The organism is Nitrosophilus labii, assembly GCF_014466985.1.
Taxonomy (GTDB): domain Bacteria; phylum Campylobacterota; class Campylobacteria; order Campylobacterales; family Nitratiruptoraceae; genus Nitrosophilus_A; species Nitrosophilus_A labii.
Map to the genome: position 1 here is coordinate 1411586 of NZ_AP022826.1, position 22907 is coordinate 1434492.

The following is a 22907-nucleotide window of genomic DNA, read 5'->3' on the forward strand; positions in this document are numbered from 1 at the left end:
TTTTGATATTATATCTATTGGTATTTACTTAATACTTAAAAGAGGATTATAATGCAAAAAGCGAAAATATTGCTTTTAGAAGATGATTTGAACTTAAGCGAAACTATAAAAGAGTATCTAGAAGATGAGGGATTTGAGGTGGATACAGCATATAACTCGGATGAAGCTTATGAAAAGATATATGAAAACAGTTATGATATTTTACTTTTAGATGTTATGGTACCGGGGATAAACGGTTTTGAGATTTTAAAAAAAGTTAGAAAAGAAAACAATATCCCAGCTATTTTTATAACTTCTCTAAATTCTGTTGATGATCTGGAAAAAGGGTATAAAAGTGGATGTGACGACTATATAAGAAAACCTTTTGCTTTAAAAGAACTCAAACTAAGAATAGAAACGCTCTTAAAAAGAGAGTTTGACACAAAAGAAAATCTTGTAAAAATCGATGATAATTTTATTTTCGATCTAAACAGTTCGGAACTATTTAAAGATAACAAAACAGTTCCTCTAAACCAAAAAGAGAAAAGACTATTAAAACTCTTTCTAAAAAATAAAAATCGCGTTATTTCTCATGAGGAGATATACAATAATCTTTGGGATTATGAAGAAACTGCAAGCGATAGTTCTCTAAGAACTTATATAAAAAATCTCAGAAAAATTTTGGGAAAAGATAAAATATTAAGTATAAAAAAGCATGGATACAAATTTATTGCCTAGCGAAAAGAAATCTTTAATATATTTTTTATCATTATATATCTTTTTAGCTATTATTATCCTATCACTAGTATCTACTCTGTATTACAATTTTCAAAAAAATCTGATGTTTTCCCAGATAAGGCCCAAACTAACAGAATATGCAAAAGATGTGATATACAGATTAAAAGAGATGCACCAAAGTTTGGGAGAAGATCTTCACTATCCCAGATATAGCGGATTTAAATCGGCTATATATGATGCAGATCATGTAAAAATATTCTCTTTGCTAGAAAACAATAGTGTAAAGCTTGACAAAGTTATCTATAAAACCGGTAAAAAGATACACTTCATAAAAGAGCCAGATGCCTACTATCTAGGAACTAAATATGTTGTTATAGAGGTTGAAGACAACGAAGAGTGGCTAAAAAACACTATAAAAAACATCTTTATTTTCGGTTTTCTGTTTTTGATATTTATGGGATTTATAGGATATTTTTTGACAAAACTCTTTTTAAAACCGATGAAAGAGAGTTTTATGCTGCTAGATAACTTCATAAAAGATACTACCCACGAGCTAAATACTCCTATTAGTGCAATTTTGGCCAATATAGAAACGATAGATAAACACAAAATAGACGAAAAACTACAAAAAAAGATAAACCGTATCGATATAGCGGCTAGAACTATCTCAAATATTTATCAAGATTTAACATATCTTATACTTCATAAAAAAATAAGTTCAATCATAGAAAATGTAAATCTAAAAGAACTTTTACTGCAGCGTGTATCTTACTTTAAAATTTTGGCACAATCTAAAAAAATTGATTTTGTACTAAATATAAACGAAGATATATTTATTGAGGCGGATAAAAAGAAGATGGCAAAACTGATAGACAACATTCTTTCAAACGCTATCAAATACAACAGAGTTGGCGGTAAAATATATATAACATTAAAAGATAGATATCTAAGTATCAAAGATACCGGTATAGGAATACCTAAAGAGAAAATAAAAGATATGTTTAAAAGATATAAAAGATTCAATCAAAGCGAAGGAGGTTTCGGGATAGGCTTAAATATAGTATATATGATTGCAAAAGAATTCAGTATCGATATTGAGATAAAATCAAAAGAGAAAGAGGGTACGGAGGTAATTTTGAGATGGTAAAAATTGTTGGTATTTTACTTTTACTTGTAAGTTTAGGTTTTGGAAATATTTACGAAAAAAACTGCGTAAATTGCCACAAAATCTTCGGCCCAGACCTGAAAAAACTCTTTTTTGCGTATCTTCTTAAATACAGTAGCGAAAAAAGAGTCAAAAAAGCCCTTTATGAGTATCTAAAAAATCCCAATCCCAAAAAATCTATAATGCCAAAAGAGTATCTAAAACTAAAAGGGGTAAAAAAGAGAAGTAAACTCTCTGATAAAGAGCTTAAAAAAGCTATAAATATCTACTGGGAAAAATATAGAGTAATAGGAAGAATAAAATAGTACTCTCCACAATTATTTCACAATTATCCTCTATACTACTCGTAATAAATCAAAAAGGAGGTTGAGATGAAAAAGTTCATAGCACTGTTTCTAACAGCAATGCTTGGTATAAGTTTCATAAGTAGCGCAGCTTTTGCAGACGTAGCGAAAGGACAGAAGCTTTATCAAAAGAAGCTTAAAAAGCCATGTAAAATGACAGGTGCAAAGTTTGCTGCAAAGCATACTCAAGATGAGTGGGAAGAGATATATGAATCCGGCAAATTTAAAGAGGAGATTCATAAAATATGTCCGAAAGTAAAGCCTGAATCTATAAAAGATAGCTGGGTTAAACACCTTTTCGATTTTGTTTACGAGTATGCAAGCGACAGCGGAAACGTTCCAAGCTGTTAATTAAAAAGGGAGAAGGAAGAAGGTAGAAGGTGGTAAATGAGCGAGGGTAAGCCGAAGGCTTAAAACGATAACTGCTTATCGTTCGTGCCCGAGCGAAAACAGCGACTATATGCGAATCCGAAAAGCAAGGTCTTTTCATAATGAGCATAGGAGCTGTTGGTTTACCTTTTACTAACACTAAACACTTACTAACACTAAACACTATAAAAGGAGTCAACTATAAACAAACCCTTTCAAAAATAGATAAGAGAGGTGTTACGCAGTTACACCTTTCATAGCCAATTCCTCGTGAAATGGCATTTTGTTCTTTAACAGCGTAAATAGCAGACGAAGCAATTTGTTGCCCACAGCGACAACAGCTTGTTTGAAGGTTTTGCCTTCTTGACGTTTCTTTTCATAATAGGCTTTGTATTTGGGAAGGCATCGAATCACTCCTATCGCCATCTGCCAAAGGGTTCTTCGAAGCGAGGCGTGTCCCCTTTTGGAGATATGTCCTTTGCTATCAATGGAGCTACCACTTTGACGGATGGCTGGGTCAAACCCAATAAAGGCACAAAGCTGTTTGACTGAAGCGAAACGCTTGATAGAGCCAATTTCAGCAACAAAGTTTGTAGCCGTAGTAGTCCCAATACCAGGGATGGAAGTGAGGGTGTGGATATCATCATCGAGCCTTTCTTCCTTCACGGCTTCTTCGATGGCTTTTTCGAGAGTTTCAATCTCAGATTGGACATGCTCCAATCTTCTGATTTTTGATTGGAGTACTGTTTCTAGATGGGGATTGTTGATGCCTATAGAGTTTTTAGCCAAAGCAAGAATCTCTTTGGCTGAGAGTCTAACTTTGTTGCCACTGGCTTTGTCTAAAATACGCTGAATCTTCTTCTCCTTCAAGTTCCTAACGCGTTTGCGTGAAGGAGCTTGCAGGAGCAGATGCAAGATGCTCCGGGTAAAGATATTGGTGTTCTTTGAAAGTTCTGGAAAGAGCTGATCGACCAAGGCTTTGATGTCTGTTTTGAGTTTGGCTACCTCTTTACTGAGAGCTTCACGCTCTCTTAGAAGAGGTCGGATACTTCTTAAAGCGTCCAGATTTGCAGGCTTCAACGAAGCATGGTGCATCGAGGCAAACCGGGCGATGGCCAAAGCGTCCTTGCGGTCGGTCTTGCTCTTTCTCAGTGTAGAGGATTGGATGTGGTGTTTGAGCAGTGTGGGATTGATCACACTGCATGTAAACCCTTGTTCTAGCAAAAAAGCGAGCAAGGGAAGATGGTAGATGCCGGTTGATTCCATCACGATAAACAGAGAGTCTTTGGGCAAAGGAGTAAGATGCTTCATAAGTGCATCGAGCCCCTCTTTGTCCATTGTGAATCTATCGTGATGGAGTTTGCCACTTTTTCCATCTAACAGTGTGGTATCGAAACTGCTTTTGGAGATATCGATTCCAAGAAACCAACGCATTCCAATCCTCCTTTCAAATGAAAAAAATATAAGCTCAACAGATAAGCAGGCGCCTGCTTTCATCCTGTCTCCATCGTGACAGGGGCTTAGCGCCCAATCAACCTATTGGGATTGTAAGCAGGTGACAAACTCCTTTGAGATTTGCCCTCCTTCCATGGGCAGTGATCTATATAAAATGGGGTCTTACCTGCTTATCTCTTGAGCTATTTTAGCAATTTTATTAGTAGGAGGATAAGATGAAAAAGTTGGCAATTTTAGGATTGATAGCTGCAGGTGCTATTAGCTTAATGGCTGCGGACGGTGCCGCGTTATATAAAAAATGTGCCGGATGTCACGGAGTAAAGGGTGAAAAAAAAGCTTTAGGAAAATCTGCGCCTATTGGCGGATGGGAAAAGGATAAACTTGTTGAGGCTTTAAAAGGGTATAAAGCAGGAACAAGAAATGTTTACGGAATGGGCTCTCTTATGAAAGGCCAAGTGGCATCTTACAGCGATAGTGACATTGAAGCTGTTTCAGAATATATTTCAAAATTTAAATAATCAAAGGTTCGAAGTCCAACTTCGAACCCTCTATACAAATCTACTAACCCACTGTATAATCTGCTGGGTTTGCATAGCTCCTGAAATCCTATCAAGTTCTTGACCGTTTTTGAAAGCAATCATAGTTGGAATACCTCTAATGCCAAATTGTGCACTTAACTGAGGATAATCTTGGGTATTTACTTTAACAAATCTAGCCTTTAAAGGAAAAGTCCTTGCAGCCTCCTCAAAAGCGGGAGCCATCATTTGACATGGTCCACACCAAGGCGCCCAAAAATCAACAATTACGAGAATGTCATTTTTTGATATATGAGTCATAAAAGAGTTTGGTTCAAGATTTACGGGGTGTGTATCTAAAAGATTAGCTCCACATTTTCCACAAACAGCTTTATTATAATGCTCTTTTTTAGGAAGTCTGTTTACACTTAAACAGTTTGGACATACTATATGGATAGTCTCACTCATTTTGATTCCTTCAAATATTTTTCTCTATTGTAGCAAAGTTTACAAATTTTAAATATAACTTTAGTTGCAAAACACAAAAATTATCTAAATGAATTTATCTTATAATTATTATAAAAATATTTTATAGGAGTACTTTTTGAGATATCTACTTCTCATTCTACCTTTTTTACTATTTCTGATTTATACTGTTACTAAAGGGGAAAAAAGTGTATTCAAAGAAAATATTATAAAAAACGAACGCAGTATTACAAAAAGTGAAAAAGAGTATTTAGAAGAGCTTAAAATCATAGATACTCCACAATATTTTGAACAATATACAATAGACGTTATAAACAACGGTTCAAATATTCTAAACTATCCATCAGGTGCAATGGACGGCGGTTATGTTTCAAAAGAGGATGCAAAAAAGATAGCTGCATATATGGCAACTTTGCAAGGTTTTAAGCCATCTCACCCTGAATGGGTAAAAGAGGGGGCAATGCTCTTTTATGGAAACTGTGTTGGCTGTCATGGAGTTGAAGGCAAAGGGCAAAAAGGAGCTTTTCCTGACCTTACTAGAAGACCTCTTTTGGGTATCGAACTAAGAAAGAAAAAGATTTATGAAAAACTAAAAAAAGAGTAACAAAACTCACTCTTCTTGACACACAATAATACTTTTTTAAATCCCATTTTTGGTACAATAGAAAAAATGCCAAAGGATTTAAAATGGCAAACTTTACTATAGAAGAGGTCTACAGAATTTTTAAGATGAAAGACGAAAAGCTCCCATATAGAACTTGGCTACATAAAAAACGTAAAAAACTAAAAGCAAAAAGTGAAGAGAAAAAGAGAGAAAAAAATCCAAAAAACAACGGCCATATCGATATATATGCTTAATATGAGGATTTTTTTAATCCATTAATTGATATAATCTTAAAAAAATATATAAAAGGACGAAAATGAACAGAGTTCTTATCATAGGTGCCGGAGGCGTAGGTAGAGTCGTAGCACATAAATGCGCCTTAAATAAAGATGTTTTCAATGAAATTACATTAGCAAGCAGAACTTTGAGCAAATGCGAAGAGATTAAACAAGAGATAAAAGATAAATGGAATCTAGATATCAATGTTGCCAAAGTAGATGCAGATAATCTAAACGAACTTATAGATCTTATAAATCTTGTTAAACCAAATCTAGTAATAAACGTAGCTCTTCCTTATCAGGACCTTACCATAATGGAAGCCTGTATGGAAACAAAAGTCGATTATCTCGATACTGCAAACTACGAACATCCAGATACCGCAAAATTTGAATACAAAGAACAGTGGGCTCTGCATGAGCCTTACAAACAAAGAGGTATAATGGCTTTGCTTGGAAGCGGATTTGATCCGGGGGTTACCAACGTTTTTGTTGCATACGCCCAAAAACACTATTTTGATGAAATTCACTATATTGATATACTCGATTGTAACGCTGGAGATCACGGATACCCTTTTGCAACCAACTTCAATCCCGAAATAAACATACGTGAAGTTAACTCAAAAGGAAGATATTGGGAAAACGGCAAATGGATAGAAACAGAACCTATGGAACTTAAAATGGTTTGGAATTATCCTGAAATTGGACCAAAAGATAGTTATCTTCTGTATCATGAAGAGGAAGAGTCTTTAGTAAAACATATAAAGGGTTTAAAAAGGATAAGATTTTGGATGACATTTAGCGAAAGTTATCTAACACATCTAAAAGTTTTAGATAATGTTGGAATGACAAGAATAGATCCTATAGAAGTAGACGGATGCAAAGTGGTACCTTTGCACGTTTTAAAAGCTCTTTTGCCAGACCCTGCAAGCCTGGGCGCTAGAACAAAAGGAAAAACGAACATAGGAGTAGTCTGCGAAGGTATAAAAGATGGAAAAAGAAGAAAAGTTTATATCTACAACATCTGCGACCATCAAGAAGCTTACAAAGAGGTCTATAGCCAGTGTGTTAGCTACACTACAGGGGTACCTGCAATGATAGGCGCAAAAATGATTTTAACAAAAAAGTGGTATAAACCGGGAGTATGGAATATGGAACAGTTCGATCCAGATCCATTTATGGAAGAGCTTAACAAGCAGGGACTTCCTTGGACTATCTTAGAAATGGATCCAGATGAAACTAGGGAAATTAAACAGTAAAACAGTTTATAAAACGCCTATAAATCCACTCTAGATTTTAGGCGTTTTATAATCCTATAGTAAAATTTTTTTTAGTAAAAAAGATTATTTAAACACTAAAAAATAACAAATACATTATTCATAATTTTAAAAGAGACCGTTCATAATTTTGTGTCACCGATAGTTCATAGGATTATATCATAGCTCGAGAGCTTTCTCGAGTCTTCCTTCAAAAAATATAGCCAATTGGGAGAGAGTAAGACTCCAGTTTCTAATTGGCATTGTCCACTTTTTTTGAGCATTCTGAATACCAAGATAGAGCAGCTTTAAAAGGCTGTTTTCATTGGGAAACGCTCCTTTTGTTTTAGTAAGTTTTCGAAACTGTCGATGGACAGATTCTATGATATTTGTAGTATAGACGATACGACGGATATCTTCAGGATATTTGAAATAATAGGAGAGATTTTCCCATTTATTTCTCCACGAGTTGATAACAATGGGGTATTTTTTGCCCCATTTCTCTTCAAGCCGATCCAATTCCGTTTCGGCAGCCTCTTTGGATATTGCCTGATACACTTTTTTAAGGTCTTTCATGAACTCTTTGGAGTCTTTAGAAGCTACATATTTAAGGGAATTTCTTATTGTCCTCGGCTTCGCCTGCGGGGTTGTCGCTTCGCTCGGACGATGAATAATGCAAAGTTGCACTTCGGTCTTAGGAAATATTGCATTGATAGCCTCTGAAAACCCTTTGAGTCCATCCACTGATAATAAGTATATCTTCGACTCCTCTATTGTTTAAATCTGTTAAAATAGATAGCCAGAAATTGGCACCTTCAGACTCTGATAGATAAAGTCCCAATATCTCTTTTTTGCCTTCCAAATTTACTCCAAGAATAGTATAAACAGCTTTATTAACATATTTACCATTATCTTTGATTTTATAGTGTATTGCATCAAGCCAAATGAAAGGATATACTGCCTCTAATGGTCTTTGCTGCCACTCTTTTAACATTGGAATAATCTTATCTGTAACAGCACTAATAGTGGCTTTGGAAAATTCAATACCATAAAGTTCTTTAATATGCTGGGCTATCTGGCTATAGGAGTTTCCAAGAGCATAGAGTAATAGTATTTTCTGCTCTATTTGATCGCTCATATAAGTTTGATACTTTTTAACGATTTGAGGTTCGAATGTCCCTTTTCTATCTCTTGGAACCACTAGTTCAAACTCGCCAACTGAACTCTTCATTGTTTTTGAAGATTTGCCATTTTTGCGGTTTTTTATCTCTTTAGCTAGATGTGATTCAAGTTCTGCTTCTAAAGCAGCCTCTGTGAGTTGTTTAATAAGTGGTGCAAGTACTCCATCTTTGCCATCTATTTTTGCTCCAGCCTTGATAGCCTCAAGAGCTTCATTCAAATCTAAGTTTTCCATATTGTGTCTCTCCTTTAGATTATTTTATTCTATCGGATTGACACAAAATTTCTAACGCTCCCTTTTAAAAGGTATTAGTTTTTAATTTTGGAAAAAAATCTATTTTATATAACTATATCTTCCACTCCTTCGAAATCTTTTAAAATCTTATCAAGACTCTTTTTAAATTTTTCAGCTTTTTCAAATTTATCTTTAAATATTTTTTCGGATGCAGGAAAACTTTGTACCAACTCTTCATAAATGGAGAGTTTCGCATCTGTATGTTTTTTTACTATATCAAAAAATTTCTCCAAAGACTTTTTGGAAGTTATAGCTCTCATTATATCTCTAAGCATTCTTTTTCGCTCTCTTATCTGCACATCTTCATCAAACTCAAGCCCTATTACTTTGATATCAAGTCTTGAAAAATAAACACCGCAATTTACAGGAGCCAACATCATCTTCTGAACGCTTTGGATAAAACCTTCATCTTCGATATTTTCGTCGCACTCGTTTTCACAGTTAGTTTTTTTAAAATCTTCAAACTCTTTTTTCAAATCATCAAAATTTATTTCCATATCTTTTTCCTTTCTAAAATAATTGAATGCTCTGAAAAATTACTAAATTTCGCTCAAGCGAGTTGCAATTTTTCCTTTGAGGAACGCTTGAAAATTTTATTAAAAAGTACGAACGCAAGCGCCCCTTCGGGGTTGAGCGCACTTTTTTAGCCTAAAGGCTAACATAAAATTTTCAAGCTAAAATTACAAAGCATTCGCTTAATTTGTAATTTTTCAGAGATATCAATTATATAAATTCAGTATTGTTTACAAGCTCAAACAACTTTGCATCGTCAATCGACTCTTCATTTTCACTTATAATAAACTCTAATTTGCCATCTTTTTTATAACTAACCAACAAAAAATCCTCTTTGCCGAAATATATAGCAGCTTTTTTTTGGTATTCGGGCATAAAAACAGTAACCTCAACTTTAGAGTCGGGTAGGTTTGAAATAAAAAAGTCAAAATCCTCTTCGTTTATATTGATTCCTATAGTCATCAAGTTTTTAGAAATAATCTCTTTGTTTACAACATTTATAAATTTTTTCCCAAACACATCTTTACCAGCTACTGCAATAAGCTTTTTACCGTGAATCTCTTCTGGTCTCATTAAATCATTCTCCCTTTTTCGATTAACCTTCAAAATATCTTAACTTATTCCCCATAAATCTTTTGCTTCTTGTTCCTCTATCTTACATCTTTGACACAGTTTTTCTCCGCCTAAATATGTAAAAAAGTTACCGCAATCGTCACATCTGACTATATTAAAGCTCTTTAATGTTTTCTGCTTCGATTCAAAAAACTCTTCCGTATCAAAATAACTGCTTAGTTTTATGCTTTTCTTTTCACATACATCGTGGCAAAGATGACATTTTACACAAAGCATAGGATCAAAATATATTTTTGAAAATCTACTATCCGTATTTAGTGCCGCTGTTGGACAAATTCTATAGCATATTGAACAGTTATCGCAAGTATCGTCAATAGTTTTATCGGAGATAAAGGTTAAATATTCGTTTTCAAGATATTTATAATTTTTAGGAGTTTCAATCTTTTTTAAAACAGTAAATAAAACTTTTCTTTTATCCGGTATGTTTTTCTCTCTTATGGCTTTTATCTGATGAGTAGGTAGCTCGACTTTGGGATTTTCCAAAGCCTTAACTTCATCTTCTACCTCTTTTACCGCTCCAACAACACCTTTAAGGGTAAAGATATTAAAAAACTCTCTTCTATCTGTCTCTTTATCGACAATTTTGCAAAGATTTTGCGCTTTTATCTCTTTATCAGAAATAGTTGATAGCACATAATTTGCTTCATCGATGTTTTCTAAAATTTTTGGAAAACACCTCTCTTTTATTTCACACTCTTCACAATGTCCTAAATCTAAAACAAACTCCTTAATGAGAGCTAAAGATATTAAATATTCTACATTTAAAGCACTTAAACAGACAAAGTTTGTTTTACAGCTTATAACAGTCTCGTCACTTTTTAAAAAATCAAAGAAAAACTCCGGCATACTTAAATTTGTTAGTTTCAAAGCTTCAACAGGACATACTCCGACACATGCACCGCAAGAGATACACTTATCTTGATAAATTTCTAATGCACTCTCTTTAGTTATTATCGCATTTTCTGGACAAATATATTCACAAAATTTACATTCACTAAATTTTGAATAATACCTTACACAACTGCTTGGATCTACCTTTATCTTCACCGAATATTCCTTAAAACCTCTGTAAATTACAAACTGATAAAGTTTATTTTAGTGTTAGCGTTTAAATAATAAATACGTATACGACAAAATACTGCACTATCACTTATTTAAATATTCATAATCTTCCAATAAAAACTCTAACGCTAATTTTGCGGCATCTTTATAAAAAGGTGTTCTTGCTTGTTCTACAACATTTATAAAGTAAAGTGGTGCAAAGGCTAAAAGATGATCTTCCAAAAATCTTTTTTGTTCCTCTTTTAACTGTTTTACAGCTTCTATATCATTATCTTCTTCAGCCTTTTTTTGAGCATCAATAAGTATCTTCATAAATTCTAGTTCAACACCTATATGATCAGGACTAACAACCCTTGCACGGTCTAAGTCAACTCTATATCCATAATCATTATAAATCTGAACTACTGGATTTGCTCCACCTGTTTCTATCATTGCGTCTTTGCGAGTATAAAAAGTTTCATAAGGTATCAGATGCATTATGGCAATGTCGGTAAAATCTACGTTTAAAATTTCGTTAATAAGCTTGTACCTACTGAGGGTCTGCCTTTTATCCCACTCAAAATAGTTTGGAAACAACTCTTTAATGTTATCAATTTTTTCTATTTTAGAAAGAGTATGCTCATCCATCTCTTGAATAAAGATTCTAGAAATTAAAGAGTATAATGAGCTTCTTTTTTCAGTAATACTCATCTTTATCCTTCTTAAAAAATACTATAATATATAATTATACTATCAAAACTCAACTTTAAACCTGTTTATGGGAGTAAATAATATGAAAAAAAAGATATTGATTTTATTTTTGCCATTTATTCTTTCCGGTATGGAAGGCGAAAAAATCTATACTAAATATGGTTGCTACGGCTGCCATGGCATAGATGCAAAAGGAAACTCAACATTTCCTAAACTTATAGGAAAAAGCAAAAATTACCTGATAGAGAGACTAAAAGGTTATAAAAACGAAACTATAAACTCAAATAGAGCCGATATGATGAAACCGTATGCGAAAAATCTTAGCTATAAAGATATTGAGCTGATTGCAGAATATTTAAGCAATTTAAAAGATGAAAAAAAGAAAAAATATTATGAAGAGTATGATTTAAGCGATGCTATGTAACAACAAGGAGATTATACCTCCTTGTTGCCTTTATACATCGGATTGAGATAAGCTTTTTCACTAAGCGGAACTGCAGGTCTTGGCATATGCATAGGCCTTCTGTATTTGATGTTCTCGTTTAGAGGACGAGTCAGTTTATCTCTCCAAGCTTTATAAGTCTTGAAGTTATTTTCATAATTAACATAAACATCACCAAACTTATCACCCGGTTTTGCTTTTTCAATGATAACTTTTTGATGCCATGCATGGTTACCGGCAATTGGATCTGGATGTACCGGAGCTACGGCATTTTGCCATGCACCTGTAAGACCGTCCCACCAGATATTGTCAAGGTCTTTATTGATCTCTTTAAATTGCCAAGAATCTTTTCTCTTCTTTACTCCCTTATCTATACCCTCTTTCGCTCTCATTTTCCCGATTTTACCGTCCATACTCATCTCATATAGAGGTGCGCCGACACCCATTACTCCTAGTTTATGTTCAAATCCAGGTATCTCTACCGCATTTTTAAGTTTCCATCTACCTGCATGATGGCTGCAAGCTAAAACTCCAGGTCTTGTAGCTTCAGTTGGCACCGCCATCCCAACAAAATATCCGCTCTCCAGTCCGCTAACAGTATCTACAATTCTAACTCTTATCTTATCGCCCCTTTTTATTCCGAGTCTTTTTGCGTCGCTTGTATGAATCCATACAGGGTTATGGTTGACGCTTATCTCCATTAAATGTTTAGAGTTTACACTTCTTGTATGGATCATATAAGGGAGTCTATAGATGGTATTAAGCGCAAACTCATTTTCACCTTTCATATAATCATGGTGAACATGAGTAACGAGATGAACCATCTCTTCTCTCTCTCTTTTGTTTCTTGGATAGATAGGTATCGCATACTCAGCCCACTGATACTCTTTCATCCAATCAACAAAGAAATCAAGTCTCTTATCCGGAGTATGGAATCCTTGATAGATTTTTCCATCTATTTCAACTCCTATAGACTTTTTGTGACCATGACTTTCTACCCAAAGAACTCCCTCATCATCTTTAGTAACTTCTGATTTGTGATATTTATGTCCATGAGAGTAGTAATACTCCCCATCGAATTTAACCTCTTCTTCTTGAGGTTTATAAATATTTGTCTCTTCGGTAAATGCACCTCTATCTCTCATAAACTCATAGCACGGATATTTGCTGTTTGGATATGCAGCTTCCGCCGCTTTTTTTAGATTTGGAAGCAGATTAAACGCTGCTTGATAAAACTCAGGAATTGTTACAGGTCTATTTGGATCTTCTTTGCTTGCCCAATACTTTTTGATACCTAAACTTCCATCAGGATCCACATACCTCACTATTAAATTTGCCCAAAACTCTATCTCTTCCCAAACTTCGCCAAGACCGGCTTTCATATGTGCTTCTAGTGTTGCTCTTGTCGGATCTTTTGGTTTCCATCCCATCTTTTCTAGTGCAACACGAAGAGCTGGTTGTCTAAATGCTACCCACTTTTCAGGCTTTGTTGGCTCACTTTGCTGATCATGTCTTTCACCTGCCAAACCTGTAGGCAGTACATAGTCACAATACCAGTTTGTTTCGCTCCAAGTAGGTGAAAGGTTAAATGTGAGCTCCATTAAATCTTCTCTTTTTAAGCACTCTATCCATCTAAATCCATCAGGATTTATCCAAACAGGATTGTACATCCTTGGAACCCATACCGCTAGCCTATCAGGTATCTTAAACCCTTTTGCCTTCCATTTTCTTTTCCACTCCTCATCCATCAATAGATGCGGCAAAATATAACTTAACTCATAAGTTGCCAATGGATACTCAGGCGGCCAAGGATATTCATTCCAAACATCAACTTTTTCAGGTTTCTTACCGTTACTAACCGTAGCGTCAAACCATTTTCCGTTAACACTTGCTTTATGCCAATGGTGCCAAGAAGTACCGCCTACATCCCCTCTTAAAGCACCTCTTAGAGCAAGAACTAAAAATCCGCTTCTTGTATTCATCCATCCGCCTCTATGGCCGATTGTTCCTGCTCTCCAAAGATATGTCGCAATTTTATCTTCGGCATCTATAACCATTTCAAAAAGCTGCTCTAACTTATACTCTTGTCCTTCAAGTCTACACTCTTTTACTACAAACTCTAATGTATACGGAGAGTATAGCTCTTTTAGCATTGCAATAAAACTTTCATAACTATCGTCTGCAGGCATTTTTGAAATATAACCTCTATCAACCATAAGTTTTAAATACTCTTTATCTTTCATCAACTTTTTCCAGTTGACCCAGTTTTTAACAAATTCATGATCAACCAGATCTTCTCCGTTTTTACCTTTTTCATTCAAAATTCTGTTTGCAAGGTAAAGATACAAGGCGGCTTCTGTTCCTGGCCATGCCGGAATCCAAAGATCTGCCATACCTGCAGAGTTTGATAATCTTGGATCTATAACAACCATTTTAGCACCGCGTTTTCTTGCATCTGCTATCAAACCGGCACTCTGTTGAAAATAGTGACCAGCATCAGCAGCGTGACTAGATTGCAAAAATATAAGCTTTGCATTAGCCCAATCAGGTGAGTTTCTGTCATCGTTTGCCCACTGAATTGAACCTTGTCTTGCACCAGCACTACAAATATTAGTGTGAGAATCATATCCATCAACACCTAAAGTGTGAGGGATTCTGTTACCAAAACCGTTTTCGTTAGGTCTTCCAACATGGTAGATGAACATCTTTTTAGATATCTCATCACCACGTCTTAGCATATCGGCAAGTTTTTTACCGATATCTTTCATTGCATCATCCCACGTCACTCTTACCCATTTACCTTCTCCTCTTTTACTTCCCGGTGCTCTTTTAAGAGGAAAAGGCACCCTGTCAGGATCATACATCTGTGACCATGTCCCGTAACCCTTCGCACAGTTTCTTCCTCTACTTGCGCTATGAAGAGGGTTACCCATATATTTTTTAACAACCAAACTCTTTTTATCTACCCAAGCTGTCAAACCACATCCAGCTTCACAGTTACTACAAACGGTAGGTACAATTATATAGTTGTTAACTTTAATTCCATCAGGATTATCTGCACTTTGAACACCTTTTCTGTTTATACCCCCTCTTTTCCAATCATCACCGTCAAGCTCTTTAAAATCATCCCACTCTTCAAGTGGCGGATAAAACTGCAAAGTTTTTGGAGTATTTGTAAACGTCGTTCCATCTGCCATAGCCGGAACTTCGACTATAGTGCTAAACACACCTTTAGCAACAGCTGCTCCTGCTATCGTTGCAGCGGTTCCTTTTAAAAAATTTCTTCTACTTTCTATAAACATATCTTTTCTCCTTAACTAAGAGGTAGTAGTTGTGGGATTATAAGCCAAACATGTTTAGTTATATAAAGACCCACTATTGCTGAAAAACTTGCAAGATAAAGTAAAGAGCCGTTTCTGTTTTTCAAACTAAAATATACCAAAGCCATAGGAATGATGAAAGCTATCCACTGACCAGTCCAGAATAGAGAATGATATACTCCATTATCTTTTACGTAAGCGATAATAGCCGCAACTTCTTCTGCCTTCATATGACCAAAAAAGTATTCGCCCATATAGATTGTAAAACTCAAAAACGCACTTGAACCCAAAATGATGGCTAAGTCTCTTTTGACTTCATAGCTCCATTTTCCACCAATAAGTAAAAATACGGCACTTCCACAAAGCAAGGCGGCAAGCAGCATCTGAATCAACTCGGCAGGTGTTTGCCAAAGTTCTCTTGCAGTTGATTCACCCATAATCGTTGCGGTATACATAGTCACCGGAATCGCTAAAACAACTGCAAATTTCAATAATGGATCGTAAAGATTTTCAAGTTTACACTCTTTCTTTAAGATATATTTTTTAACAACAATAAGACTCATAACAAATATGATACCTGTAAACAGCGTTGCCATCCAAGCACCAACGGTTATTGCACTAGTAAAGTGAGGATAGAAAAAGATATGCCACATTCTAAAAGGTTGATGCAAGTCTAAAAGAGTAAAAAGCAAAAATATATTTAAAAATACAAATGAGACTATCGGCATCCAAATCTTTACTTTTTCACCTACGACGTTGCTATACCTAGCAAGAAGGTACGCACCGACAAATACGACTCCCGTTCCTATACTTTTTGCCCACATATTTAAAGTAATCATCCACCCCCAAATAACTTGAGGAATAGGTACGTCCAAAGTTACTATCGCATTAGTAGCCGCTACTGTATGTTCAACCATTAGTGACCTCCTATATGGTCTAAATGAGTTATATTGTTAAAAAGATTGTATCCCTCTTCTCTTTTGCTAGCTAGTGGATTAAGCTGAACTTCTCCACCTCCAACATAAAAATGTTTAGGATGAGTATTTTTCTCAGGTTTTCTAACTTTTACTCCACCATCTTTTTGATGAGCCATAATATATCTACTAATATGGCTTGTAGGATCCTCTATATCCCCAAAAATATTTGCTTCTACAGGACACGCAACAACACAAGCCGGCATCATTTCACTTGCGATTCTATGTGCACAATATGTACATTTGTCAGCCGTATTGGTTACTGGATCCATATAGATAGCTCCGTAAGGACAAGCCATCATACAACCGGCACATCCAATACATCTCTCTTTGTCTATATTTACGATACCGTTTTCTAGATAATGTAAGGCGCTTACCGGACATATTCTCTCACAAGGTGCATCTTCACAGTGATTACATCTAAGAGGCGTATATGTTCTTTTCGTTTCAGGATATACACCTACATCGACATACTTGACTCTAAGTCTCCAACTATGAAGCGGTACCTGATTTTCCACTTTACACGCAACCTCGCAACCTTTACAACCCATGCAAAGGTTTAGGTCAACCAAAAAGCCTAATTTCATATGCACTCCTTTTAGTTTAGTCAAGCAGTTAAAATAGTCAAAAATCTTAAGTAGCTAATAAATATCATTCAACCCCTTAACTACTTCAACTATTTAACTACTCAACCAAATATAAGTTTAACTTTTTAAAAGCATAATCTACGATAAAATATCGAAATTACCGCTATTTTGTAGCTATATATAGCTTAACATCACAAACTTAATCATAAATAAAATTAATGTATTTTTGGTATATAAAATGTAAAATTGAAAAAAAAAAGATGTATTTTTATTCTAAAAATAAAACATATTTAAATGTATGATAAAAAAAATTGAAGAAAAAAGTTTTGCGAGAATTATTATAAAAATCTTAAATTCAGCTCAAAGTCTAAAAGAAAAAATTGAACCTTTTCCATATTCGGAATCGATTTTTAATTTTGAGCCATGAAGCTCAAGAATATACGACACTAGATATAGCCCAAGCCCCATAGAGTTATCCCAACTGTTCCTTCTTGCTCTATAAAATTTTCTAGTTATCTTTTCTATGTCCTCATTTTTTATCCCTATTCCTTTGTCAATAACTCTAATCTCACCCTCTTTTATCTCAACTTTTACATCCGTTTCAGAATATTTTAAAGCATTATCTATTAAGTTTATTAAAACCATCTCGATCATTGTTTTATCGGCAATAACTTTATAAGGCTCACATTTTATAACGATTTCTCTATTTTTATATTTATCTTTCATAAGTTTTACCGCATCTTTTACTACATAACATATATCAAATTCGCTTTTTTTAGGTTCTAAATCGTTATTTTCAAATTTTATAGCAATTGATAATCTATCTATCATATTGGATATTTTGTTACTTGCATTGTAAATTTTTTCTAAAAATTTTCGTCTGAGCTTCTCATCCATGCTATCATCTTCTAAAAGAGCTTGAGTATATCCGTTTATAATTGCCACCGGATTTTTAAATTCATGACTTATAGCAGAAATCAACTCGCTTCTTTGTCTACTAATCTGCTTAAGTTTTTTTGTAAACTTCTCTTTTTTCTCTTCTCTTTTTTGAAGCTTCTTAGTTAGGTTGCGCAGATATTCTCCAATCTCTTCAAACTCTTTAGCAAAATTTACTTTCAAACTTTTTTTATACTCTTTTTTTGCAATTGAATCTAAGAAGTTTATAATCTTGTTTATCTCCATCTTTATTTTTTTACTCAAAAAGTATGAAACACCTAATGAAAAAAGTATGAAAAAACCAAAAACCGCTAGAAATTTTAACCAAAGAGCATAAAAGTTGTTTTGAATAGTTTTTAAAGTAATGGCAGCTCTAATATAAACAGGTTCACTATTTTTATAGCTTTTTTTCGCTACATACAAAAGATTTTCTTTAAGAGTCGAAGAGTACCTTATCGAACTACCCCAACCATTTTCTCTTGCTTCTTTAATTTCCGGGCGATTAGCATGATTTTCCATCTCATTTTTATCAAAATCGCTTTCTGCTATAACTTTTCCCCTACCGTCTATTACAGTTATTCTTTGATTTGTCAATGATTTGATGTTTTTTACCAGTCCATCAAGATTGTTTGAACCAGTTATCTGAGATTCAATAAGTATAATACTGTTTTGTAATGTTTTTTGATAATGCTCTATCTCTATATTTTTAAGTGCAAAATAACTAATTGTAGATACAACAAAAAAAAGAATAGATAACAGTAAAGTTAAATGATAAAAAAATATTTGATTTAATCTAAGCATAATCTAACCTATCTTATACCCCACGCCTCTTATTGCTTCAATATAATTTTTCTTTTTTTTGGGATCAATCTTCTCTTTAAGTCTCTTTATTGCTACATTTACAGTTTTGTCTTGATGAATCTCATCTTTGTTCCAAACATTTTCAAGTAAAAATTCTCTACTTAAAACAATATTTTTGTTTTTAATAAATGTATATAAAAGGTCAAACTCCAGCTTTGTCAAATCAATCTTTTCCTCTTCTATAAAAACCTCTCTTTTGTTGAGATCTAGTTTTATATCTCTAAAATAGAGAATATTTTCAAATGTTTCAGGTTTTACTCTTTTCAAAACCGCCTTAACTCTTAAAACAAGCTCGTTCATATTGAAAGGCTTTGTGATATAATCGTCGGCCCCTCTTAAAAAACCTGTCTCTATATCAATATCTGCATTTTTGGCAGTTAAAAGAATTATAGGAGTTTCGACACCTTTATTTCTTAAACTTTTAACAAATTCACTCCCCTCAAGCCCAGGAAGGTTTCTATCTACAATCATCAAATCTACGTCTTCTTCTTCTAAAAAACTTTCCACATTTTTTGTGGATAAAAAACCTTCTACTTCATAACCCTCTTTTGAGAGTTTATACTCAAGTAGTTCTAAAAGGTCTTCTTCATCTTCGATAATAACTATTAAAGGTTTTTTCATATTTCTCTCTATACTCCACACTCAGCATTAATTATTAAAAAATCTCGAGTCTTCCGCCTTTTTTTGCAAAGATAAGAAGTTTCGCAACCTCAACCGCTCTATCTGCCGTTCTTTCAAGCTTTCTGCAAGTCGATAAAATATTTAGATAATCTATAAGTTTGTTTACATCTTCACACAGATTTGAAATTAGCTCTTTTTCAAAAAGTTTGAAAATCTCGTCTGTTTTACTCTCTTCTACTAATGTTTTTCTATACAAATCCTCTATCTCTTCGATATCACTCTCTTCAAGCATAGCCAAAGCAAATTCAAGAGCCTCTATAGCAGTCTCATGAAGCTGCAATATATAAGCGTCAACATCTTCAAATCGTATATCATTTTTTATATGGGTAGAGATATTTTTTGCATAAGTTTTTGCATAATCTCCGATTCTGACTATCTCGTTGGTCAGTTTTATATATGCAATAAGCTCTCTTAAGTGAGTTGCTTCAGGTCCAAACAAAGCTATTGTTTTTACTATCTCGTTATCTATCTCTCTTGCCTCTTCATCCAAGGTCTTAACAAGCTGCAAAACGGACTCAAACTCTTTGATATCTTTTCTCTCAAATGAATCTAAAGCAATTTTATGAGCATTTAAAACTTTACCGGCAACATCCGTAACTAAAGTGTTGATATGGTCTAGTTTTTCCTGGTAGTTTTTTAGCATTTTAACCCCTGATTAATTAATCTTTTTAATGTTTGACGGATTATAAAAAAAAAGAGTTACTCTTTGGTAACAAAGATTTTTACAAAAGTAACCATTTTGTAATTTAATAATTATACTATTTCAATGTCAAGAAAGAGTTGAGTAGATGAGTGGTTGAGTAGTTGAGTGGTTAACCTACTTAACCATTTTAACCTTTTTAACCACTTAGCTAAAATTTATTACTCAGCCTTTATTAACTATTTTAACTATATATTAAAGGAGTCTAAATGCTAAAAAAAGCAGCATTTACTGCTATTGGCTTGGCTATAATATCTGGCAGTGTATATGCAGATAGAATCAGCGGTGCGGGTGCAAGTTTTCCAGCGCCTTTATATTACGACTGGGCTTATGATTATCATAAAGCTACAGGAAATGAAATAAACTATCAGTCAATCGGCTCTGGCGGCGGTATCAAACAGATAAGCGCTAGAATAGTAGATTTTGGTGCAAGCGATAAACCGCTTAAACCAAAAAAACTTGATAAAAAAAGATTATACCAATTTCCGGCGGTAATCGGAAGTATCATTGTTGTTTACAATCTTCCTGAAGTTAAAGATATGGAGTTAAAACTTGAGAACAAAGATATAGCAGATATCTTCTTGGGTAAAATAAAATATTGGGATGATAAAGCTATAACTGAAGATAACCCTGGCATTAAACTTCCACATAAAAAAATCACAGTTATACACAGAAGCGATGGTAGTGGAACAACATTCAACTTCTCTTACTTTTTAAGTCACGTAAGTCAAGACTGGGCAAACCAAGTAGGTGTAGGGAAAGCTCTCGATTGGCCTGTAGGCATTGGCGGAAAAGGAAATGAAGGCATATCAAATCTTTTAAAACAGACACCTTACAGTATAGGATATGTTGAGTATGCATATAAAAGAAAAAACAACTTTAAAGCGGCAACTATACAGACAAAAAGCGGTAAATGGGTAAAGCCTGTAGAAGAGAATTTTAAAGCAGCCGCAAAATACGCTTCTTGGAAACCCCAAAACCACTTTTATCAAATACTTGCACTGCAGCCTGGTGACAACAGCTACCCGATAGTTGCAGGAACATTTATCTTACTTCCTAGAGAAAAAACGGAAACTAATAAAAAAGTTGTCTCCTTTTTTGACTGGGCATTTAAAAATGGTGATGAATCGGCAAAAAGACTCGGATATATACCTCTTCCAAAAGAGACAAAAGATATGATCAGAAATTACTGGAAAGAGAATGGAATTGAACCAAAATCAAGATAATTTAAGTTATTAGAGACTTCTGAAAAATTACAATTTGAACGAAGGCTTTGAAATTTTAGCTTGAAAATTTTATGTTCGCCCTTAGGCGAAAAAAGTGCACTCAACCCCGAAGGGGCGCTCGCGTTTGCACTTTTTAATAAAATTTTCAAGCGTTAGTTTTACTAAAAATTTCAACTCGCCTGAGTGAAATTTGGTAATTTTTCAGAGTATTCACTAAGTAGTTGAATGGTTGAATTTTTACTTATTCAGGTATTTTAGCTATTATAGTATCTTAATAAATTTTACTAAATATAAAAGGAGAGCAAAATGAAAAAAATTACACTTTCTTTTGTAGCAGCAGCATTAGCGGCATCCGTGGCAAGCGCATCAACAATAACACTTTATCAAGATAAAGATACGGGCGCAATATATACAAAACCTGGTCCAAACAGAGTAGAACTTGGTGATTTTGTAAGCGCAAAAGAGGTTTATGTTCAAAATGAAACGATAAAAAGTAAAATGAGCAAAGCTTTAAAAGGGACTAAAGTAAAGTCAAAAGTAAAAACTCTAAAATTTAGCGGAAAACATTACCTTGGTTATACGTTTACTAACGACAAAACATCCGCCAATAAAGACAACAGTGAATTTGAAACTAGAAGAAACTATTTACAAGTTAAAGCATACTGGAATAAAAAAGATTATATGAGACTAACTTTAGATACATTTCAAAACGTGAATGAAACTGACGGTAAAGATAAAAACAGTTGGGAAGTTCGCGTAAAATATGCTTACATATATCTAGACAATATTTTGCCGTATACCGGTGTAGAATTTGGTCAAGTACATAGAACATGGATAGACTGGGAAGAGCACCATGGATGGCTCTATCGTTCTATATCTAAAACATTTATTGAAGATAGTACGGCTGCAGATTTAACTAATTCTGCTGACCTTGGTATCAATTTCAAAACAAAAATGGACTATTTTAGCTCTGAAATAGGAGTTTTCAACGGTGAAGGATATCATGGTGACCACTCTGGAACTGAAATGTCTTATGAATGGCGTTTAACTGCCAATATTCTTGGAACAGGTAAAAAACATGTTCATCCAACAGAAAATGAATATTTTGATCTCTCTTTTACGGGTCAATACAACAACGACAATAACTATAAACCTGCAGATTCAAAAGGTACTCCTTCTATAAAGAAATGGTGGGGTATTCATGCCGTATATAACCAGCCAATGTTTTTGATTGCAGGTATGTATGTTGACTCTTCTTCTAGTACATACAATAAAGGAAAAGGTAGAGGTACCGGCTATACAATCAACGGTGAATTTCGTCCTGCTAAAAAGTGGTCTGTTCTTGGAAGATATGACTATTGGAAAATTGAAAATGACGCATATAGTCATGCAGGCGAAGACAAAAGCCAATATTTAGCGGGCCTAGCATACAAGTACAATAAAAATGTAAAATTTATCGGAAACATAAAATCTTATGATGCAGAAGATATCGACGGGAAAAAAGCTACCCAATATATGTTTACGGCAGAAGTAAAGTGGTGATTTATTACTTATCAGTCTAAAGTCTGTAGTCTTAAAAACTATAGGCTTGCGACTGATAATGAAAATTTCAAGCATTTACT

23 protein-coding genes and 1 pseudogene are annotated in these 22907 nt (G+C 34.3%); 11 read left to right on the forward strand and 13 right to left on the reverse strand.

Annotated elements, in window-relative coordinates:
- The first annotated feature begins 51 nt into the window (after nucleotides 1-51).
- The 4 genes from NIL_RS07075 to NIL_RS07090 all read left to right on the forward strand — a co-directional run bounded on the left by NIL_RS07075 (nucleotide 52) and on the right by NIL_RS07090 (nucleotide 2577).
- The gene (locus tag NIL_RS07075) at nucleotides 52-717 is read left to right on the forward strand and encodes a response regulator transcription factor (protein ID WP_187647103.1); all 666 of its coding nucleotides are present in this window, start codon (nucleotides 52-54) and stop codon (nucleotides 715-717) included.
- A 103-nt stretch (nucleotides 718-820) separates the two neighbouring features.
- A complete protein-coding gene (locus tag NIL_RS07080) occupies nucleotides 821-1864 on the forward strand; it encodes a sensor histidine kinase (protein WP_197972061.1) in 1044 nt (347 codons plus the stop codon).
- On the forward strand, nucleotides 1858-2187 hold the full coding sequence (locus tag NIL_RS07085; protein ID WP_187647105.1) for a cytochrome c family protein: 330 nt from the start codon (nucleotides 1858-1860) through the stop codon (nucleotides 2185-2187). Before NIL_RS07080 ends, NIL_RS07085 begins: the two co-directional genes overlap by 7 nt.
- A 66-nt stretch (nucleotides 2188-2253) precedes the next feature.
- Nucleotides 2254-2577, forward strand: coding sequence for a cytochrome C (locus NIL_RS07090; protein ID WP_187647106.1), 324 nt, complete (start codon nucleotides 2254-2256; stop codon nucleotides 2575-2577).
- A 255-nt stretch (nucleotides 2578-2832) separates the two neighbouring features.
- Here the strand turns inward: NIL_RS07090 and NIL_RS07095 are convergent, their stop codons facing one another.
- Nucleotides 2833-4092: an IS110 family RNA-guided transposase gene (locus NIL_RS07095; protein ID WP_187647107.1), complete on the reverse strand. Its 1260-nt coding sequence runs from the start codon at nucleotides 4090-4092 to the stop codon at nucleotides 2833-2835.
- A 173-nt stretch (nucleotides 4093-4265) separates the two neighbouring features.
- Between NIL_RS07095 and NIL_RS07100 the strand changes: the two genes are divergently transcribed.
- The gene (locus NIL_RS07100) at nucleotides 4266-4568 is read left to right on the forward strand and encodes a c-type cytochrome (protein WP_187647108.1); all 303 of its coding nucleotides are present in this window, start codon (nucleotides 4266-4268) and stop codon (nucleotides 4566-4568) included.
- Between the two features lie 30 nt (nucleotides 4569-4598).
- Here the strand turns inward: NIL_RS07100 and trxC are convergent, their stop codons facing one another.
- On the reverse strand, nucleotides 4599-5033 hold the full coding sequence (gene trxC, locus NIL_RS07105) for a thioredoxin TrxC (RefSeq protein ID WP_187647109.1): 435 nt from the start codon (nucleotides 5031-5033) through the stop codon (nucleotides 4599-4601).
- 136 nt (nucleotides 5034-5169) lie between these two features.
- Between trxC and NIL_RS07110 the strand changes: the two genes are divergently transcribed.
- From NIL_RS07110 to NIL_RS07120, 3 genes are all read left to right on the forward strand, one after another.
- A complete protein-coding gene (locus NIL_RS07110) occupies nucleotides 5170-5655 on the forward strand; it encodes a c-type cytochrome (protein ID WP_187647110.1) in 486 nt (161 codons plus the stop codon).
- A gap of 83 nt (nucleotides 5656-5738) precedes the next feature.
- Entirely contained in the window at nucleotides 5739-5909 is a 171-nt protein-coding gene (locus NIL_RS07115; protein WP_187647111.1) for a hypothetical protein, read from the forward strand.
- A gap of 44 nt (nucleotides 5910-5953) precedes the next feature.
- Complete coding sequence (locus tag NIL_RS07120) at nucleotides 5954-7189, forward strand: saccharopine dehydrogenase family protein (RefSeq protein ID WP_281389217.1); 1236 nt, start codon at nucleotides 5954-5956, stop codon at nucleotides 7187-7189.
- 177 nt (nucleotides 7190-7366) lie between these two features.
- On the opposite strand, the pseudogene NIL_RS07125 reads toward NIL_RS07120, so the two are convergent.
- The 5 genes and pseudogenes from NIL_RS07125 to NIL_RS07145 form a co-directional block, all read right to left on the reverse strand.
- Nucleotides 7367-8600, reverse strand: a pseudogene (locus NIL_RS07125) (IS256 family transposase).
- A gap of 104 nt (nucleotides 8601-8704) precedes the next feature.
- Nucleotides 8705-9157, reverse strand: a complete 453-nt coding sequence (locus tag NIL_RS07130) for a hypothetical protein (RefSeq protein ID WP_187647113.1) — start codon at nucleotides 9155-9157, stop codon at nucleotides 8705-8707.
- 226 nt (nucleotides 9158-9383) lie between these two features.
- Nucleotides 9384-9746 carry a hypothetical protein gene (locus NIL_RS07135; protein WP_187647114.1) on the reverse strand — a complete coding sequence of 121 codons (363 nt, stop codon included), beginning with the start codon at nucleotides 9744-9746 and terminating at the stop codon, nucleotides 9384-9386.
- 39 nt (nucleotides 9747-9785) lie between these two features.
- On the reverse strand, nucleotides 9786-10853 hold the full coding sequence (locus NIL_RS07140; protein WP_187647115.1) for a 4Fe-4S binding protein: 1068 nt from the start codon (nucleotides 10851-10853) through the stop codon (nucleotides 9786-9788).
- A 99-nt stretch (nucleotides 10854-10952) separates the two neighbouring features.
- On the reverse strand, nucleotides 10953-11558 hold the full coding sequence (locus NIL_RS07145; RefSeq protein WP_187647116.1) for a TorD/DmsD family molecular chaperone: 606 nt from the start codon (nucleotides 11556-11558) through the stop codon (nucleotides 10953-10955).
- 82 nt (nucleotides 11559-11640) lie between these two features.
- Between NIL_RS07145 and NIL_RS07150 the strand changes: the two genes are divergently transcribed.
- Nucleotides 11641-11982, forward strand: coding sequence for a c-type cytochrome (locus NIL_RS07150; protein ID WP_187647117.1), 342 nt, complete (start codon nucleotides 11641-11643; stop codon nucleotides 11980-11982).
- Between the two features lie 11 nt (nucleotides 11983-11993).
- On the opposite strand, the gene NIL_RS07155 is transcribed toward NIL_RS07150, so the two are convergent.
- The 6 genes from NIL_RS07155 to NIL_RS07180 form a co-directional block, all read right to left on the reverse strand.
- Complete coding sequence (locus NIL_RS07155) at nucleotides 11994-15302, reverse strand: molybdopterin-dependent oxidoreductase (protein ID WP_187647118.1); 3309 nt, start codon at nucleotides 15300-15302, stop codon at nucleotides 11994-11996.
- A gap of 11 nt (nucleotides 15303-15313) precedes the next feature.
- Complete coding sequence (gene nrfD / locus NIL_RS07160) at nucleotides 15314-16237, reverse strand: NrfD/PsrC family molybdoenzyme membrane anchor subunit (protein WP_187647119.1); 924 nt, start codon at nucleotides 16235-16237, stop codon at nucleotides 15314-15316.
- Nucleotides 16237-16881 (reverse strand): 4Fe-4S dicluster domain-containing protein, encoded by a 645-nt coding sequence (locus NIL_RS07165; RefSeq protein WP_187647120.1) that lies wholly within the window; start codon nucleotides 16879-16881, stop codon nucleotides 16237-16239. Before NIL_RS07165 ends, nrfD begins: the two co-directional genes overlap by 1 nt.
- A 360-nt stretch (nucleotides 16882-17241) precedes the next feature.
- Nucleotides 17242-18618 (reverse strand): ATP-binding protein, encoded by a 1377-nt coding sequence (locus NIL_RS07170; RefSeq protein WP_187647121.1) that lies wholly within the window; start codon nucleotides 18616-18618, stop codon nucleotides 17242-17244.
- Nucleotides 18619-18621: 3 nt separating this feature from the next.
- Nucleotides 18622-19299, reverse strand: coding sequence for a response regulator transcription factor (locus NIL_RS07175; RefSeq protein ID WP_187647122.1), 678 nt, complete (start codon nucleotides 19297-19299; stop codon nucleotides 18622-18624).
- Between the two features lie 34 nt (nucleotides 19300-19333).
- Entirely contained in the window at nucleotides 19334-20002 is a 669-nt protein-coding gene (locus tag NIL_RS07180; RefSeq protein WP_187647123.1) for a phosphate signaling complex PhoU family protein, read from the reverse strand.
- 266 nt (nucleotides 20003-20268) lie between these two features.
- Here NIL_RS07180 and pstS point away from each other — a divergent pair, with 266 nt between their 5' ends.
- Both pstS and NIL_RS07190 read left to right on the forward strand, forming a co-directional pair.
- Nucleotides 20269-21285 carry a phosphate ABC transporter substrate-binding protein PstS gene (gene pstS / locus NIL_RS07185; RefSeq protein ID WP_187647124.1) on the forward strand — a complete coding sequence of 339 codons (1017 nt, stop codon included), beginning with the start codon at nucleotides 20269-20271 and terminating at the stop codon, nucleotides 21283-21285.
- A 306-nt stretch (nucleotides 21286-21591) separates the two neighbouring features.
- Nucleotides 21592-22827 (forward strand): putative porin, encoded by a 1236-nt coding sequence (locus NIL_RS07190; protein ID WP_187647125.1) that lies wholly within the window; start codon nucleotides 21592-21594, stop codon nucleotides 22825-22827.
- Nucleotides 22828-22907 lie beyond the last annotated feature (80 nt).

Excerpts from the sequence above, each read along its gene's own strand:
- NIL_RS07175 (WP_187647122.1), bottom strand. The coding sequence starts at position 19,299 with ATGAAAAAACCTTTAATAGTTATTATCGAAGATGAAGAAGACCTTTTA.
- NIL_RS07080 (WP_197972061.1), top strand. The coding sequence starts at position 821 with ATGTTTTCCCAGATAAGGCCCAAACTAACAGAATATGCAAAAGATGTG.
- NIL_RS07155 (WP_187647118.1), bottom strand. The coding sequence starts at position 15,302 with ATGTTTATAGAAAGTAGAAGAAATTTTTTAAAAGGAACCGCTGCAACG.
- NIL_RS07165 (WP_187647120.1), bottom strand. The coding sequence starts at position 16,881 with ATGAAATTAGGCTTTTTGGTTGACCTAAACCTTTGCATGGGTTGTAAA.
- NIL_RS07075 (WP_187647103.1), top strand. The coding sequence starts at position 52 with ATGCAAAAAGCGAAAATATTGCTTTTAGAAGATGATTTGAACTTAAGC.
- NIL_RS07100 (WP_187647108.1), top strand. The coding sequence starts at position 4,266 with ATGAAAAAGTTGGCAATTTTAGGATTGATAGCTGCAGGTGCTATTAGC.
- NIL_RS07170 (WP_187647121.1), bottom strand. The coding sequence starts at position 18,618 with ATGCTTAGATTAAATCAAATATTTTTTTATCATTTAACTTTACTGTTA.
- NIL_RS07180 (WP_187647123.1), bottom strand. The coding sequence starts at position 20,002 with ATGCTAAAAAACTACCAGGAAAAACTAGACCATATCAACACTTTAGTT.
- NIL_RS07190 (WP_187647125.1), top strand. The coding sequence starts at position 21,592 with ATGAAAAAAATTACACTTTCTTTTGTAGCAGCAGCATTAGCGGCATCC.
- NIL_RS07135 (WP_187647114.1), bottom strand. The coding sequence starts at position 9,746 with ATGAGACCAGAAGAGATTCACGGTAAAAAGCTTATTGCAGTAGCTGGT.
- NIL_RS07145 (WP_187647116.1), bottom strand. The coding sequence starts at position 11,558 with ATGAGTATTACTGAAAAAAGAAGCTCATTATACTCTTTAATTTCTAGA.
- nrfD (WP_187647119.1), bottom strand. The coding sequence starts at position 16,237 with ATGGTTGAACATACAGTAGCGGCTACTAATGCGATAGTAACTTTGGAC.
- NIL_RS07130 (WP_187647113.1), bottom strand. The coding sequence starts at position 9,157 with ATGGAAATAAATTTTGATGATTTGAAAAAAGAGTTTGAAGATTTTAAA.
- NIL_RS07085 (WP_187647105.1), top strand. The coding sequence starts at position 1,858 with ATGGTAAAAATTGTTGGTATTTTACTTTTACTTGTAAGTTTAGGTTTT.
- NIL_RS07095 (WP_187647107.1), bottom strand. The coding sequence starts at position 4,092 with ATGAAAGCAGGCGCCTGCTTATCTGTTGAGCTTATATTTTTTTCATTT.
- NIL_RS07115 (WP_187647111.1), top strand. The coding sequence starts at position 5,739 with ATGGCAAACTTTACTATAGAAGAGGTCTACAGAATTTTTAAGATGAAA.
- pstS (WP_187647124.1), top strand. The coding sequence starts at position 20,269 with ATGCTAAAAAAAGCAGCATTTACTGCTATTGGCTTGGCTATAATATCT.
- NIL_RS07150 (WP_187647117.1), top strand. The coding sequence starts at position 11,641 with ATGAAAAAAAAGATATTGATTTTATTTTTGCCATTTATTCTTTCCGGT.
- trxC (WP_187647109.1), bottom strand. The coding sequence starts at position 5,033 with ATGAGTGAGACTATCCATATAGTATGTCCAAACTGTTTAAGTGTAAAC.
- NIL_RS07090 (WP_187647106.1), top strand. The coding sequence starts at position 2,254 with ATGAAAAAGTTCATAGCACTGTTTCTAACAGCAATGCTTGGTATAAGT.